This window comes from Nostoc sp. GT001, from assembly GCF_030382115.1.
Classification (GTDB): Bacteria; Cyanobacteriota; Cyanobacteriia; order Cyanobacteriales; family Nostocaceae; genus Nostoc.
In genome coordinates, this window is sequence record NZ_JAUDRJ010000003.1 from 2912771 (window position 1) to 2928716 (window position 15946).

Sequence of the window (15946 nt, forward strand, 5' to 3'; positions counted from 1 at the left end):
CTCTTCTTTTATTGTGACACGGCTTGAATGTTAATTTTTATTAAAAAATCTATAGTTTACTTAAAAAAATCAAAAGTGTGAAACCACAGAGGCACAGAGAGGAAATTTGGCTAGCCTTAGAAATTGGGAATTCTCGGCTGCATTGGGCATTGTTTATTGGCGAGACACTTTACTCAGCTTGGGATACCGACTATTTCCCTGAGTCTGTCATACAACATCTAGCTGAATGTCAAACCCTAGATGATTTATTACTAGCAATTTCTCCACCCCATCAACAAAGTAATTTTCTCACAAATATTCCACCCCTTTGCGCTTTTGTCTCTCTGCCCCCGTGCCCTCTTCTCCTCGCCTCGGTAGTTCCCAGCCAAACTGCTATTTGGCAAACTTACCCAAATGTTCGCATTATTAGCTTAGAGCAAATACCACTAAAAGGCGTGTATCCCACACTGGGAATTGACCGCGCTTTAGCTTTGTGGGGTGCGGGGAAAACTTGGGGTTTTCCGATGATGGTAATTGATACTGGAACAGCGCTAACTTTCACGGCTGCGGATGCTAATGAGTGTCTAGTTGGAGGTGCAATTTTGCCAGGCTTAGGTTTGCAATTTACAACTCTAGGTCAACAAACAGGACAATTACCATTTGTGGAAATGCAAACTTTTCCGTCTCTACCAGCACGTTTTGCTCTCAATACTAAAGAAGCAATTCAAAGCGGAGTAATTTACACAGTATTAGCTGGAATTAAAGATTTTATTGAGGCGTGGGAGGATTTATTTCCTGATGGAAAAGTTGCGATTAAAGGGGGCGATCGCACTTTATTATTAAACCTACTGCAAACCCAATTTCCAGAAATAGCAGCACGTTTAATTATTGAACCAAATTTAATTTTTTGGGGAATACGCGAAATAGTAATGAGTTAACGTATGGATTTGACAATACTACGGTATTATGGTATATCCTCTATTAAAGAGGTAGAGTTTTGATTATTACTATCTATAATTAATTTTTCGGAAATTGTGTTTCTGCTCTTTGTAATCATACATATAAACTTGTAACATTTCGTAGTATTAATTATAGCTAAATTCTCGAACTCTATATTGGGGTATACTTTCGGAGGACTTGTATATGTCTAAATTAGTGAAAAGAGGCTGCATCGCTTTATTAGCGGGAACTGCTATATCTATGACTATGGGTGTACAAGGAGCAAAAGCAGACCAATATGACTACTATGACGACGTGATTAATGAGTGTAACAGAGTATATCAGTTAAGATCATTAACACCTCAAGAAATTGAAATCTGTAATCTCGCTGTTAGATACAAGCAAAACCAAATATTGAGAGATTATCAATTGGAGCTTCTTAGACAGCATCAAGAGAATATGGAAAAGTTGTTAGAAACCCCCGCTACACTTGAACCGACAGATTTTGGATTCGGAAATAATAAAAATTAGCAAAATCTGTAAGTGTTTTATTTCCTAGAAATAAGTTTTAATTACTACTAAACCACCAGTGTGAAAGCTGGTGGTTTTTCGTTAATTTTAATTTACTTCAACTAGCTTGGCTAATACGCCGTTGCAACTCAATTTCAAATTATTCATCAGTGCGAGTGATTACTGTTGGTCGCTGGTCTAACCTGTCTATTAAAATATGGAATGCCTCGGTGTCCTGTGGGTGATAAGCTAATCAGCATTCAAGTTGCATAATCAGGGCGGGCAAGATGCCATTGGTGTCAACTTAAGATTAAAACCCATTTGTCAACGATAGGTTTTGTTAGGAACGAAGTATAAAGGTGAACTTTTTCTGACTTCTATACACAAGCTGGGAGTGATGCTAATAAACAAAGCATTAATAGTACCTGAAAAAGTTCGTTTTTTGTCCCTTGAAAACCGAATTTTTAAGCCTAAATGCTTATTGACATAGTAAGTTTGAGCTTAACTTGACATCAATGGCAAGATGCCCACCCCACAAGATATTGAGAAAATTTTCATCTGCAAATTAGATGTGTTTTAGCTTATCTGACCCAATCTCTTAATTCATCATCTGACATGGCTTGATAATTAGGTTTAGTCATGGAAATCTTACCTCACCGTTAGGATATATCTCTATTTGTATTGTGTCCCCAATCAAAACGTATATGCGTTTTGTTCTTTCGTCCAGTCGTACCACGTTAATAAGCAAAAAAGCATAGACCAAATTATCGCTTTTTTAAAATGCGTAACTCGCATTTCTCCAATTACCAATGCCCTATGCCCAATTAATTCCCTTGAATAAACTCCCGAATATCTATCGCCACAACCTCAGCACAAGATTCTGGTAAGTCATTTCCGGCATGGCCAATCATTTTCAACTCCACTTTCGGCATCAGTTGAGCATAAACACGGCTTCTGGCTAAAGCATCTGGGGTATCTTGGCCACCTTGTAAAATAAAAACTGGGACATCTATCATGTAAAGCTGCTTTTGCAGTAATTCCGCCTCAATTTCTACTTGTCGCCGTTTGAAAAGTAACTGGCAACCTATGGGATACGGCAGTAGCGCTTGACGCAACTGCAAGTCTTGCGCAATTTTTTCATGCCAACCCAGGATTTTAGTCAAGGGAGTTAGCGATCGCAACAATTTAACTACTAGTGGTGGATAATTCAATAATCGCCGCATCTTCTGGCAATATTCTTCTTGTCCTGCTATCTCCACGCCCTCTGGTGCTAGCAGTACTACACCATCAACTTTCTCTGGATACTTTAAAGCATAGCTAGCAGCAATCCAACCCCCAAGAGAATGCCCCACTAAATATACTTTTTCTAGCTTCACAGCTTGCAAAAATTCAGCTAAACATTCAACTTGTAAATCTATCGAATGGTGGATATTGGGATTTTCTGATTCGCCAAATCCTAACAAATCAGGTGCAAAACAATGAAAATCTTGTGCAAGGGATTCCATCACAGATAACCATTGACTGCTCTCATTCCAAGCACCATGTAAAAAAATTATAGGAGTTTTTTCACCGACTTCACGCCAGAAAAGTAGCCCTTGCGAGAGCTTTCTCCGGGAGTTACGGAATAGTGTATCCATTTTATTTAGTAGTTAACTTGAAGCACCATAATAAATAGTCATTAGTCATTAGCATCTGACAAATAACTAATGACTAATGAAAAAAATATTGTTATGCCAGTGTTGTCAAGCCATTCAAGTAGTCTTGCAACTGCCGAGTATGGTCGTGAGACATCTTTTCTGAAGGTAGTAAACTGGGAGAGAAAGCTTGGATTTCCATAACTTCTAAAGTGTCTTGAATCTCCATTGTCCCATACACTTCGGCTTCAACCACAATACAAATTGAATGGATTCTGGGATCGCGGTCTGGTGCAGAGTAAACTCCTACCAAACGGTTAATTTTCACCAATTCTAGCCCGGTTTCCTCCATCAATTCCCGACGAACTGTATTGGGAATATCTTCTCCCCAATCCACAATCCCTCCAGGCAATGACCAAAGACCATTGTCGCGCCGCCGGATTAGTACAATCCGACCATCGGGTAAAATTGGGATGATACTAGTGCCAGTAATGGGATGACGAAATATTATACCCAATACTGTTTGTCCAATACGCCATAAGCTACGTGTGGACTCTACAGCTTCCGGAAAAAAAGCAATAACGTTCAATCTTCAAAATTTATGTGTTGTATTCTATAGTTCCCTACCACTTAACATAGACTCAACTAATAAAATTTTTGCTGAGTTTTGTTTTATACAAAAATGTTTGTGGCTTGAGATTTTATTCTCACGATTTACGTAGAATACTATCAATTCTAACATCAAGTTTCAAGAGAAGCACTGTGTTTATATATACATAATATTTCTTGAATCAGGTAAATTTTCAGTTGATAGCTAGCATTAGTGCTGTTGAAACTAGCTGTTACTAATAGATTTTTAGAACACATTAAAAGAAATAATATGAATAATAAGTCGAAATCCAAAATTATGAATTCTGAATTTATAAGAGGCAATTAAGTCGGGTTTAAAACCTACAATTAATTAAAGATAGCTAAATCAAATATTTAGACTCTATACTGAAACCCACCTATGCCTTCTGAATTATTTCTTAATAATATCGGTTTGTTTCAAGAACAACAACTAATGAGCTAATTTCCAATCTATTTAATAGATTAGAATCTCAGAAAAGAAATTTTTCATCTTGCTAGCAGGGAAAATTCATAATTTTTATTGACAAAGTTAGGTATAATGCGATAGACTAGTACACTGTTTAAAGCGTATTTATTGCTGCACTAGGTTAAAAGTATATCAATAACATTGGTAGCTAATATTGCCTACGTGATGCCTAGTTGCTACTTTTTTGTTGTTTATTAATGAGGTGAACATGGCCAAGCGCCGTAACCCGAAAAAAGAAAAGGCGCTACGTAACCAGGCGTATGCCAGAAAGTTTCGTAAACGAACTACGACAGGAAGAATGCAGAGAAGGTTCCAACAAAGACCACCGAAGAGTGAAGAAGAAGAAGGCGCAGCAACAGCAGCTGACACTGACTAAGCTCTCTGCTTAAAGCCTTTTTATTTAGATTATTTATCTTTTAGGGCGCACATTTATTTGTACGCCCTTATTTATTTTGGGGATTGGGGCATTGGGCATAGAGAAAAGATAAGGGAAACAAGGGAGAGATTTATTCCAAAACTCCCCTTGTCTCCTTTTCCCCAGTCCCTCTATTGAGCAATTTCAGCGCGGGCGGCTATGAGTGCTTTGTTTACCTGTACAAAGCCAGTACCTCCGTGACTGTTGCGGGCTGCCACTACTTGACGAGGGGATATTGCCTCATAAATATCTGCTGCAAATGCCGGATGTAGTTGTTGCCACTCTTCCAATTTCAAATCTTTTAAGAGTTTACCTGCGGCAATACTAGTTTTTACCACCTTACCCACAAGGTTGTAAGCTTCCCGAAAAGGAACGCCACGTGCGGCTAGATAATCTGCGACATCGGTAGCATTAGAAAAATCTTCCGCCACAGCTTCTGCTAACCGCTGGGTACGAAATTCTAAGCCTTCCCTGAGCAAAATCGTCATCGCTTCTAGAGACGCTTTGACTGTATTAACGCTATCAAATAGACCTTCTTTATCTTCTTGTAAGTCTTTGTTATATGCCAGGGGTAGCCCCTTCATAATGACTAACATCGCCTGGAGATGACCGAATACACGTCCCGTTTTCCCCCGCACCAATTCTGGGACATCGGGATTTTTCTTTTGGGGCATGATACTGGAACCTGTAGCACAACTATCTTTCAGGGTGACAAAGCGAAATTCTTCAGATGACCAAAGAATGACTTCTTCTGCAAGGCGGCTGAGGTGAACCATAATCAAGCTAGCAGCACACAAAAATTCGATCGCAAAATCGCGATCGCTCACTCCATCGAGGCTGTTAGCATAAATATCGTCAAAATTCAATAGTTTGGCTGTGTAGTGGCGATCGATAGGGAAAGTAGTTCCTGCTAAAGCACCACATCCCAAAGGTGAAATATTCACACGGCGAGAAACATCTCCCAAGCGTTCCCAGTCACGTTGCGCCATTTGAAAGTATGCCAAGAGGTGATGAGCTAAACTCACGGGTTGGGCGCGTTGGAGGTGGGTATAACCAGGAATTAGAGTTTCAACGTGCTTTTCGGCTATATCTAGTAAAACACCTTGAAATTCTCGCAATTCGCTTTTGATTTGTTGGATTTGGTCGCGGAGGTAGAGTCTGGTATCAGTACCAACTTGGTCATTACGCGATCGCGCTGTATGCACCTTTTTACCTACATCGCCAACAATTTCTGTCAGTCGGCGTTCAACTGCAAAATGCACATCTTCAGCATCGACACCAGGCTGAAATTTTCTCTGGCGGTACTCTTGGCGAATTTGTTCTAAACCTGCAACTAGTTGCTCTCCTTCTTCTGGGGAGATGATGCCCGTGTGAGCAAGCATTTTGGCATGAGCTTGAGAACCAGTAAGATCGTATTCGATTAATTCAATATCAAAACTTATACTGGCATTAAAACGAGCGATCGCTGGGTGCAACGCTGATTCAAATCGCTGGCTCCAAGTTTCTTTTTTGGTCATAAATTATGAAAAGGTGGGCGATAGTTAAGAGTTAAGAGTGAGGAATTATGAGTTTTTGACTCCTAACTTCTCACTCCTCACTTTCAACTCCTAACTTTTAAATTTAACCGTAGCTAGTTAGATTCCGAATCATATAGCCAATGACTAAACCAATCAACAATGCCCATACTTGACCTGTTTGTATAAAGTGGCTCCAAGCTTTTTGCATCTGACCCATAACGTTTGGATCGGTGATTGTTTGTGCTAGGGCTGTCCAATTTACAGGCAAATGCCAAAGAAACTGAGATGTCAAATCGCTGTAATTGCTCATCTTTTGTGATTAAGAAGTTAAGGGTGGCAAATTTCAGCATCAGTTTATTATTTACATTAATTACTGATATTTACTGAAATATTGGATGTAACTTCAATGTCTTAACTCAAGATGTAGCCGATGCCAACCGCAATTTCTCGGCAGTCCGCAAAATCTGTCCCGCCAAAACTGCTGCACCAAAACCATTATCGATATTTACTACACCTACTCCCGCAGCACAAGAGTTAAGCATTGTCAATAAAGGTGCTAAACCGCCAAAACTTGCGCCATAACCAATGCTGGTGGGTACGGCAATCACAGGACAACTCGCTAAACCTGCAACAACGCTGGGTAAAGCGCCTTCCATCCCCGCCACGACAATCAACACTGATGCTGACTCAATCAGGTGGCGGTTACTTAATAAGCGGTGAATCCCAGCAACGCCAACATCCCAGAGACGCTGTACCTTAAAACCAGAAAGTTCAGCAGTGACAGCAGCTTCTTCAGCAACGGGTAAATCGGCGGTACCAGCAGAAAGAATGCCAATTTCACCCTGGAATTGTGGTTCGATGGTAGGGGGAGCGATCGCACAAATTCGCGCCGATTCGTAATATCGCAAACCACTAACTTTTGATTGCAGTGCGGTATAAACTGCTGGTTCAATGCGAGTTGCCATCACCACCGGGTTGCGGAGGCGCATCACTTCGATAATTTGAGCAATTTGGTCTGGAGTCTTACCAGGGCCCCAAATCACCTCTGGGAAGCCAGTTCTGAGTAGGCGATGATGGTCAATTTTGGCAAATTCACCTACAGATTCATAAGTTAAGTCTTTGAGTGAGCCTAATGCCGTATCTGGCGTAACTTTACCATTAGCAACCGCAACGAGTAGCGATCGCAAAGTTTTTTCATCAGTCATTGGTAATTAGCCCTTTGTTCTTTGTCATTTCTTCAGTAGTGCAATAACTAATTCCCAATACTCTATAATGCCCCATGATTAATCCGTGATTTTAATTTCATGAATGTTCCAGAATGCGCCACCAAGTGCAGAGTATTGGATGCCTTCAAAGCGATTACGCACTGCTGACATTGATAAAGCATTAACTAGATAAATAAACGGTAAATTTTCTTGGGTAATCTTTTGGGTTTGGGCATAAATTTCTTTCCGCTTCACTGGATCTAATTCCCTTGCTCCTTGAATGTATAACCTAGCAATTTCTGCTTCCCAAGGAGCCACTTCCCAACCTTGCAATGGCTTTTGTCCAGCTTGGGGTTTCTGATTAAACATGTGTAATCCACCTTCGGGAGACCAGACATTAGCCCCATCATTTGGTTCTAAACCACCAGTCAGACCCAGCATAGAAACTTCCCAGTCTAATGAATTTGACAGCTTATCTGTGTAAGTATTCCACGCTAGAGGAGTGAAATCGACTTGAATACCAATTTTACTCAGGTCTTGTTTAATTTGCGATCCAATTGCTTCACGGATTTTGTTACCAGCATTGGTGAGTAACGAGAAGCGAACGCGGTTTCCTCGATCATCAATTAGTTGGTTGTTGTTATATTTGAATCCTGCTTTTAGTAGCAGTTCCTTCGCCTTTTCTATATTGTAGTTATAAACTTTAAGGCCTTCTTCTGGCGACAAATAATAAGGGCTTTGCACAGAAATTGGAGAATTTTGTGGTTTACCTAAGCCACGAAAAGTGTTGTTAATCATTGTTTGTCGGTCAATTGCATAGGCTACTGCCTGTCGAAACTCTACAGTATTGAACCAACGCGATTTAACTGGATCAACCAGCGGTTTTCCATCCCTTTTACCTTTATTTAAATTGAATAAAATAAACGTTGTACCAGTTGCTGGGCCACCATTGAAAATTTTGAAATTTCCCTGATCTTCTTGCACCTTTAGCAAAGAAAAATAATCTGGTGAGACTCCCACAGTATCTAATCCGCCCGAACGAAATTGCAGCAAGGATGTATCTGTCGATTCCACAATTTGCCACACAATCCGTTCAATATAAGGTTGGGGTTCTCCTTTCGGCCCTTTGCGCCAGTAGTAAGGGTTGCGCCTGAAGACTACACGCTGACTTGTGTCGTAGCGCTCTAGCTTGTAAGGGCCGTTGACGATAATTTGATCTGGAGGAGTATCAACGCCCCACTTTGACAAAAATATTGGCTTACCCTCTTGGTCTTTTGTCTTGACAAATGGTTCTAGAGTATGGGCAGGTAAAATTGGCAGTCCTAGAGTTCCTAAGAACGGTGCAAACGGTTCTGGAGTTGTGAATTCAATTCGTAGAGCATCAATTTTTCGTACCTTTGGCAAAGCCCGACTTTCACCAATCCGTAGCACATCTCTAGCATCTGCGGGAATCGCTTCGTTCAGGTAAATTTGGTTGAAGGTAAATATTACATCATCTGCTGTTAAAGGTTCTCCATCAGACCATTTCAATTCCTTACGTAAGGTAAAAACAAATCGTAATTTGTCATCAGAAATTTCCCAAGATTCTGCTAAAGAAGGCTCTATTTTGCCAGTTATGGGGTTTTCAGTAGTTAACCCTTCATAAATCAGAGGAAAAACATTCGGAGATTCCTGACTCAAAGGGTAGTTGAAAGTTTTGGGATCGCTGAGAATGGCACTTACCAATTGCGGCATTTGAGCAGCGGCACTTTTAAAGTTAGTGGGGTTGCAAGCGGTAAGTGTAAATGCTGTTGCTGAAGTCAAAATTATTGGCAACCAAAAATATTTAATTGCCAGAAAAATTTGTCTAAAAAATTTCATAATTCCAAATTTATTTCCATCTTAATCAGTCTTCAATATCTCGATCAGAGACTAAAACAAAAGTTACTCTGAAACAACTAGTAAGACAACAGCATAAGCACATATACCTTCTTCACGTCCAACTGGGCCTAATTTTTCGTTAGTGGTAGCTTTGATGCCAATTTGGTTTGGTTCTAATTCTAAAACAGCCGCTAGTTTGTCGCGCATGTTGTGAATATGTGGTTTTAATTTTGGGCGTTCTGCTACTATCACCGAGTCAATATTTCCCACCTGCCAGCCTCGATCGCGAATCAGTTGATGTACTTGATTTAATAGTACTAAACTATCTGCTCCCGCCCATTTAGGATCGCTAGGCGGAAAATAATGACCAATATCCCCTAAAGATAATGCCCCAAGCATGGCATCCATAATCGCGTGCGTTAACACATCAGCGTCACTGTGCCCCAATAAACCGAGTTCATGGGGAATTTTAATTCCACCTAAAATCAAAGCGCGATCGCTCACCAGTTGGTGAATATCGTAGCCGTTACCAATACGAATTTTAGTCATTTGTCATTAGTTATTAGTCATTGGTCAAGAGTTAGAAATTATTATTCTCTCCCTGCTCCCCTGCTCCCCTGCTTCCCCTGCTCCCCCTGCTCCCCCTGCTGCAATTTCTCCAAGAGATCGGGGCGGCGATCGCGGGTTTTTTGAATTTGTTGTTCATAACGCCACTTTGCGATCGCGGCGTGATTCCCACTGAGCAAGACATCAGGCACTTTTAAACCGCGAAAATCGGCAGGACGAGTATATTGGGGATAGTCCAATAACCCTTCTTCAAAACTTTCTGCTATGAGGGACTCAGTTTTGGCCACGGTTCCTGGGAGCAGCCGCACGACGCCATTAATCAAAGCCATTGCTGGAATTTCCCCACCAGTCAGAATAAAATCGCCCAAGGATACTTCACGAGTTACCAAATGTAGCACCCTCTCATCCACTCCTTCGTAATGTCCACAAATAACTACTAACTGGTCATAATTTGTCACCAATTCTTTCAAAAGAGGTTGATTGATTGTTTGACCCTGTGGACTCATCAAAATTACTTCTCTTCGGGGTAGAATCGGCAGCGACTCTACAGCGGTAAAAATAGGTTCTGGCTTCATTAGCATCCCAACACCGCCGCCGTAGGGTTCATCATCTACTTTTCGGTGCTTGTCAGTGGTAAAGTCCCGTGGATTAATCAGATGCACTTCGGCAATCTGTTTGGCTAAGGCTTTACCCAGCAGCCCAGAATTGAGAACAGAGTTAAAACAGTCAGGAAAAAGCGTAACTATATCAAAGCGCACAGTTATTCGTATTCGAGGACACTAATCTTAAATTTGAATGTCTAGCAAACACCAGCAAGCCAAGGTCGGGTTAAACTCCAGTTAAACTTTATCAATAGTATCTAAAACTACCAGACCTCCTGGATTTTAGATGGGATCAAAAGTTTTTCTAATTACTTAATTTATGTTTAAATGTTGTCACAACTACATTTAAATTAATAATCATATCAAGTTAACAACTTCCAGGATGCATCGAGCCAGCCTCAGAAAAAAGCGTAGTCTTAATTGCTCTTCCCCAATCCTAAAGGGGGAATATAGCCACTTAAAGACTATTTTGCCCTGCTACAAGTGGACAGGTGAAAAACAAGGCGCTGGCTTTGAGGAATGTGAACAAACACGTTTAGACTGAGGCAACGCGAGCGTTAAGCGAGAATTTGGAGAGTGGCTTTCCCCAGTTCCAAACTTCCAAAAAGTGTCCTCTCGAAGAAGCAAAGCGCAAAAATCATCAGGCAACTGAACCTTGTTAAATTCACCTGAAGTTGTTGACAGGAGAACCAAAATGCCGCAATTACAAGCTAAATCGCTAGAAATGAGGACACCCCAAGCAACTAAAACCGCCGTTCTGGTTATCGGAGGTGCAGAAGATAAAGTTCATGGGCGCGAAATCCTACGAACTTTTTTTGGACGTGCTGGCGCTAGTAAGGCTTATATTACAATTATTCCATCTGCCTCTCGCGAACCCGCCATCATTGGTGGTCGGTATATTCGCATTTTTGAAGAAATGGGTGCCCAGAAGGTAGAGATTTTAGACATCCGCGAACGAGAACAGTGTGAAGCCTCCCAGATCAAAGCATCCTTAGAAGCCTGTAGCGGGGTATTTTTGACAGGAGGAGACCAGCTGCGTCTTTGTGGCGTATTGGCAGATACGCCAGCAATGGAAATTATTCGCCAGCGGGTGAGAGCAGGGCAATTGACGTTAGCAGGCACCAGTGCAGGAGCGGCGGTGATGGGGCATCACATGATTGCTGGCGGCGGTAGTGGAGAGACGCCCAATCGTTCCCTAGTGGATATGGCAACGGGTTTGGGATTTATTCCGGAAGTAATCGTTGACCAACACTTTCATAACCGTAATCGGATGGGGCGACTGATTAGTGCGATCTCAGCTCATCCCGATCGCTTAGGTATTGGCATTGACGAAGATACTTGTGCAGTGTTTGAACGTGATGGTTGGCTACAAGTTATGGGCAAAGGCAGTGTCACCATTGTTGATCCCACTGAGCTGACCCATACCAACGAACCTCATGTCGGTGCTAATGAACCCTTAACAGTACATAATTTACGTCTCCATATCCTCAGCTACGGCGATCGCTTCCACTTGTACCAGCGGACTGTATTGCCTGCTGTACACCGAATCTCCAGCTCGACGGGATAGAGTATCTGAGGTTACACTGAGTTGACCGCACATTTATTATTTCTTACCGTAGAAAAATGATAAGAATACCATGTAAAAAGAAAAAACTGTTTATAACGAACAGTTTAGCGGTCAATTCCAGTAAGAAACTAGAATTTTGGTTCCGAATCTCCATCTACCTATTCCCATGAGAATCCTCAAGATCCAGACCTTACGCGGCCCAAACTATTGGAGCATTCGACGCCACAAACTGATCGTCATGCGCCTCGATTTAGAAACCCTTGGCGAGACGCCCTCGAATGAAATCCCTGGCTTTTATGAAGGATTAGTTGAGGCGCTGCCAAGTCTGGAGGGCCACTATTGTTCGCCTGGCTGTCGTGGTGGTTTTCTAATGCGAGTCAAAGAAGGCACTATGATTGGCCACATAGTGGAACACGTAGCCTTAGAACTCCAAGAATTAGCTGGTATGCATGTCGGCTTTGGTCGCACCCGCGAAACTGCCACACCCGGAATTTATCAAGTAGTAATCGAATACCTGAATGAGGAAGCGGGACGCTACGCTGGACGAGCCGCAGTACGGCTGTGCCAGAGTATCGTCGATCGAGGCCGTTATCCCAAGGCAGAATTAGAGCAAGATATCCAAGACCTGAAAGACTTCACCCGTGATGCTTCTTTAGGCCCTTCCACCGAAGCGATCGTCAAAGAAGCAGAAAAAAGAGGCATTCCCTGGATGTCCCTGGAAGCCCGCTTTTTAATTCAGCTAGGCTACGGCGTGAACCAGAAGCGGATGCAGGCGACAATGACTGATAACACCAGCATTCTGGGTGTAGAACTAGCTTGCGACAAAGAAGCCACTAAACGCATCCTCGCTGCTGCTGGTGCGCCAGTACCCAGAGGTACAGTAATCAACTTCTTAGACGATTTAGAACAAGCAATTGAATTCGTTGGCGGCTATCCCATCGTTATCAAGCCACTAGATGGCAATCATGGACGTGGGATCACCATTGATATCAGAACTTGGGAAGAAGCTGAAGCCGGATATGAAGCTGCCAGACAAGTTTCCCGGTCAATTATTGTCGAAAGATATTACGTTGGACGCGACCACAGGGTACTAGTGGTAAATGGCAAAGTAGTAGCAGTAGCCGAACGTGTTCCGGCTCATGTCATTGGCAACGGCAGATCCACCATTGCCGAACTGATTGAAGAAACAAACCTTGACCCAAATCGCGGTGAAGGACATGATAACGTCCTGACCAAGATTGAACTAGACCGCACCAGCTATCAACTGCTAGAAAGGCAAGGTTACACCCTAAATAGCGTGCCACCCAAGGGCACTATTTGTTATCTCAGAGCAACAGCCAACTTAAGTACAGGTGGTAGTGCCGTTGACCGTACCGATGAAATTCACCCAGAAAATCTTTGGTTGGCACAACGAGTAGTCAAGATTATCGGTTTAGATATTGCCGGACTCGATATCGTCACCACAGATATTAGCCGTCCTCTGCGGGAAGTAGATGGCGTGATTGTTGAAGTTAACGCCGCTCCCGGTTTTCGGATGCACGTTGCCCCAAGTGTGGGCATTCCCCGCAACGTCGCTGGCGCAGTGATGGATATGCTGTTTCCTAACGAGCAATCTAGCCAAATTCCCATCCTCAGTATCACGGGTACTAATGGCAAAACCACCACTACTCGACTACTAGCACATATTTATAAACAGACGGGGAAAGTAGTAGGTTATACTACAACTGATGGGACATATATCGGTGATTACTTAGTAGAATCTGGCGATAATACAGGCCCCCAAAGTGCCCACGTCATCCTCCAAGATCCCACAGTAGAAGTAGCAGTACTAGAAACGGCTCGCGGTGGCATTCTGCGCTCTGGATTGGGCTTTGAAGCCGCAAATGTAGGGGTGGTATTGAATGTAGCATCCGACCACTTAGGAATCGGCGATATAGATACCATTGAGCAGTTAGCTAATCTCAAGAGCGTAGTAGCCGAAGCTGTATTCCCTGATGGCTATGCGGTACTTAACGCCGACGATCGCCGCGTCGCTGCTATGTCAGAAAAAACTAAAGCTAATATTGCTTACTTCACCATGAACCCCGATTCGGAATTAGTGCGGAAGCACATCCAAAAGGGTGGAGTAGCGGCAGTATATGAAAATGGCTATTTGTCAATTGTTAAAGGTGATTGGACACACCGCATAGAAAGAGCTGAAAATATACCTTTAACAATGGGCGGACGTGCGCCGTTTATGATTGCCAACGCTTTAGCAGCAAGTTTGGCAGCGTTTGTGCAAAACGTCACAATTGAGCAGATTCGTGCTGGTTTGAAGACCTTCCGGGCTTCAGTTAGTCAAACGCCGGGACGAATGAATTTATTTAATTTAGGCAACTACCACGCTTTGGTGGACTATGCCCACAACGCAGCCAGTTACGAAGCTGTAGGCTCCTTTGTGCGGAACTGGACTACAGGACAACGGATTGGCGTAATTGGTGGCCCAGGCGATCGCCGCGACGAAGATTTTGTTACTTTGGGCAAATTAGCAGCGCAAATTTTTGATTACATCATCATTAAAGAAGACGATGATACACGGGGACGACTACGGGGATCAGCTGCCCAGTTAATTATTCAAGGCATCACAGAAGTTAAGCCTGATAGCCGCTATGAATCAATTCTGGATGAAACCCAAGCGATCAATAAAGGCTTAGACATGGCTCCTGATAACAGCCTGGTGGTAATTTTGCCAGAAAGTGTTACTCGCGCGATTAAGTTAATTAAGCTGCGTGGTTTAGCCAAGGAAGAGACACACCAACAAAATCCCGGCACAACTGTCATCGATTCCCAAAATGGGATCGCACCTTCTTCTGTTGTTAATACCTTGTTGTAGTCAGGAGGAGTCAGTGCGCTGACTTCTCCTGACTATTTTAATTACTGTTTTGGTTGAGTCGATGGGGGATATTATTCCCCGCACCTCTCAGTTAAATCTGGGCGTGCGACTTTCACCGCACCCAGCTTCCGATGTTCTTAGCTTTGTGCTTTTGCTCATGTGCTTGTAATCGTGGCAACTCTCATGAATTGCTTCAAGATTATTCTTTTTCCAGTTGGCATGATTTCCGTCGATGTGATGTAGGTGAACCCGTTCCTCATCGATGAATTTTAAACCGCAGGAAGCACATCTATGGTTTTGCTTCTTAAGAGCTTTAGAGGTTTCGCCGTCATAGAGTTTACTGTTACGTTCACTCCAGTAGGCTGTATCTCCGTCATAGGGGGATTTAGTTCCTTTGACAGGGACGTGTTTGTGTTCGGAGTAGGGAACTGCTGGGAATGCTTTGTCTAGTAATTTCTTACTGGAGTAGCGATTTAGTTTGGTTTCCTTGTTAAATACCTTTTTTGCTCTTGTTTCGATGTGGTATAACGAGTCTCTAGCCCCGTCCATCTTACAGAACTTATGGTAATTTCTCCAACCTCTAACTACCGGGGCTAATTTCTCAGCCTTTGTGGCAGCACCATAATTCGAGTTGTTGACGATGTGTTTTACTTTCTTACGGAATGCTTTGAAGTTGTCCACTGAGGGAGTACTTCTGAACTTTCCGTTGCTCTGCACTTTGAAGTGCCAGCCGAGGAAATCAAACCCATCTGTCGCGGCGGTAACTTTGGTTTTCTTTTGGCTTACATTCATTCCGCGTTTGCGGAGGAACTCGCTGATTCTTTCAAGTATTTCTATCGCATCATCTTGGGGGCGAAGTATAATAACCATGTCATCCGCGTATCGGACTGATGGTTCGCTCATTGTCCCTTTTGCCCACCCTTCAGTTTGGTATCTGTGTATACTCTCAATCCCGTTGAGTGCGATATTGGCTAGTAATGGGCTAACTACTCCCCCTTGAGGTGTACCCTGTTCGGGGAATTCTGGGTTTACTCCAGTCTTGAGGCATCGGTAGATACCGAGTTTTAAGCCTTTGGGAGCGATGAGTTCATCCATTATCGCTGAGTGGTTAATCCTGTCGAAAGTGGGTAGCTAGCTAGCGAGGTTTCCAAGCCTTGGCTCCTTTTCTAACTAGCCCCCTCCG

At 42.8% G+C, this 15946-nt stretch carries 14 protein-coding genes and 2 pseudogenes; 5 read left to right on the top strand and 11 right to left on the bottom strand.

The features are described from left to right. The first annotated feature begins 77 nt into the window (after positions 1-77). Together QUD05_RS15235 and QUD05_RS15240 are read left to right on the top strand one after the other, a co-directional pair. The gene (locus QUD05_RS15235) at positions 78-917 is read left to right on the top strand and encodes a pantothenate kinase (protein WP_289796796.1); all 840 of its coding nucleotides are present in this window, start codon (positions 78-80) and stop codon (positions 915-917) included. A 205-nt stretch (positions 918-1122) separates the two neighbouring features. Then, a complete protein-coding gene (locus tag QUD05_RS15240) occupies positions 1123-1449 on the top strand; it encodes a hypothetical protein (protein WP_289796797.1) in 327 nt (108 codons plus the stop codon). A gap of 139 nt (positions 1450-1588) precedes the next feature. Here QUD05_RS15240 and QUD05_RS34405 read toward each other — a convergent pair. The 4 genes and pseudogenes from QUD05_RS34405 to QUD05_RS15250 all read right to left on the bottom strand — a co-directional run. Then, positions 1589-1666 (bottom strand): annotated as a pseudogene (locus QUD05_RS34405) (DUF6887 family protein); the annotation flags it as partial. Between the two features lie 399 nt (positions 1667-2065). Further along, on the bottom strand, positions 2066-2191 hold the full coding sequence (locus QUD05_RS34410) for a DUF6888 family protein (protein WP_502911397.1): 126 nt from the start codon (positions 2189-2191) through the stop codon (positions 2066-2068). 61 nt (positions 2192-2252) lie between these two features. Next, the gene (locus QUD05_RS15245) at positions 2253-3065 is read right to left on the bottom strand and encodes an alpha/beta fold hydrolase (protein ID WP_289796798.1); all 813 of its coding nucleotides are present in this window, start codon (positions 3063-3065) and stop codon (positions 2253-2255) included. 91 nt (positions 3066-3156) lie between these two features. Beyond that, positions 3157-3651, bottom strand: coding sequence for an NUDIX hydrolase (locus QUD05_RS15250; protein ID WP_289796799.1), 495 nt, complete (start codon positions 3649-3651; stop codon positions 3157-3159). Between the two features lie 715 nt (positions 3652-4366). Between QUD05_RS15250 and QUD05_RS34415 the strand changes: the two genes are divergently transcribed. Further along, entirely contained in the window at positions 4367-4534 is a 168-nt protein-coding gene (locus QUD05_RS34415) for an Asl3888 family RNA-binding protein (RefSeq protein ID WP_012412073.1), read from the top strand. Between the two features lie 170 nt (positions 4535-4704). Here the strand turns inward: QUD05_RS34415 and argH are convergent, their stop codons facing one another. The 6 genes from argH to trmD all read right to left on the bottom strand — a co-directional run bounded on the left by argH (position 4705) and on the right by trmD (position 10480). Continuing rightward, positions 4705-6090, bottom strand: a complete 1386-nt coding sequence (gene argH / locus QUD05_RS15255; RefSeq protein WP_289796800.1) for an argininosuccinate lyase — start codon at positions 6088-6090, stop codon at positions 4705-4707. A 103-nt stretch (positions 6091-6193) separates the two neighbouring features. Then, entirely contained in the window at positions 6194-6400 is a 207-nt protein-coding gene (locus tag QUD05_RS15260) for a hypothetical protein (protein WP_289796801.1), read from the bottom strand. A gap of 106 nt (positions 6401-6506) precedes the next feature. Beyond that, complete coding sequence (gene larB / locus QUD05_RS15265; protein ID WP_289796802.1) at positions 6507-7295, bottom strand: nickel pincer cofactor biosynthesis protein LarB; 789 nt, start codon at positions 7293-7295, stop codon at positions 6507-6509. A 78-nt stretch (positions 7296-7373) separates the two neighbouring features. After that, positions 7374-9155 (bottom strand): ABC transporter substrate-binding protein, encoded by a 1782-nt coding sequence (locus QUD05_RS15270; protein WP_289796803.1) that lies wholly within the window; start codon positions 9153-9155, stop codon positions 7374-7376. Positions 9156-9218: 63 nt separating this feature from the next. Then, a complete protein-coding gene (ispF, locus tag QUD05_RS15275; protein ID WP_289796804.1) occupies positions 9219-9704 on the bottom strand; it encodes a 2-C-methyl-D-erythritol 2,4-cyclodiphosphate synthase in 486 nt (161 codons plus the stop codon). 41 nt (positions 9705-9745) lie between these two features. Beyond that, positions 9746-10480: a tRNA (guanosine(37)-N1)-methyltransferase TrmD gene (trmD, locus tag QUD05_RS15280; RefSeq protein ID WP_289796805.1), complete on the bottom strand. Its 735-nt coding sequence runs from the start codon at positions 10478-10480 to the stop codon at positions 9746-9748. 538 nt (positions 10481-11018) lie between these two features. Here trmD and QUD05_RS15285 point away from each other — a divergent pair. Beyond that, positions 11019-11891, top strand: coding sequence for a cyanophycinase (locus tag QUD05_RS15285; RefSeq protein WP_289796806.1), 873 nt, complete (start codon positions 11019-11021; stop codon positions 11889-11891). Positions 11892-12057: 166 nt separating this feature from the next. Further along, the gene (gene cphA / locus QUD05_RS15290) at positions 12058-14763 is read left to right on the top strand and encodes a cyanophycin synthetase (protein ID WP_099100271.1); all 2706 of its coding nucleotides are present in this window, start codon (positions 12058-12060) and stop codon (positions 14761-14763) included. A gap of 87 nt (positions 14764-14850) precedes the next feature. Here cphA and QUD05_RS15295 read toward each other — a convergent pair. Further along, positions 14851-15885: pseudogene (locus QUD05_RS15295) on the bottom strand (group II intron reverse transcriptase); the annotation flags it as partial. Between the last annotated feature and the right edge of the window lie 61 nt (positions 15886-15946).

Coding starts and splice junctions, on each gene's coding strand:
- ispF (WP_289796804.1), bottom strand. CDS start 9,704: ATGACTAAAATTCGTATTGGTAACGGCTACGATATTCACCAACTGGTG.
- larB (WP_289796802.1), bottom strand. CDS start 7,295: ATGACTGATGAAAAAACTTTGCGATCGCTACTCGTTGCGGTTGCTAAT.
- QUD05_RS15260 (WP_289796801.1), bottom strand. CDS start 6,400: ATGAGCAATTACAGCGATTTGACATCTCAGTTTCTTTGGCATTTGCCT.
- QUD05_RS15240 (WP_289796797.1), top strand. CDS start 1,123: ATGTCTAAATTAGTGAAAAGAGGCTGCATCGCTTTATTAGCGGGAACT.
- QUD05_RS15270 (WP_289796803.1), bottom strand. CDS start 9,155: ATGAAATTTTTTAGACAAATTTTTCTGGCAATTAAATATTTTTGGTTG.
- QUD05_RS34415 (WP_012412073.1), top strand. CDS start 4,367: ATGGCCAAGCGCCGTAACCCGAAAAAAGAAAAGGCGCTACGTAACCAG.
- cphA (WP_099100271.1), top strand. CDS start 12,058: ATGAGAATCCTCAAGATCCAGACCTTACGCGGCCCAAACTATTGGAGC.
- QUD05_RS15285 (WP_289796806.1), top strand. CDS start 11,019: ATGCCGCAATTACAAGCTAAATCGCTAGAAATGAGGACACCCCAAGCA.
- argH (WP_289796800.1), bottom strand. CDS start 6,090: ATGACCAAAAAAGAAACTTGGAGCCAGCGATTTGAATCAGCGTTGCAC.
- QUD05_RS15245 (WP_289796798.1), bottom strand. CDS start 3,065: ATGGATACACTATTCCGTAACTCCCGGAGAAAGCTCTCGCAAGGGCTA.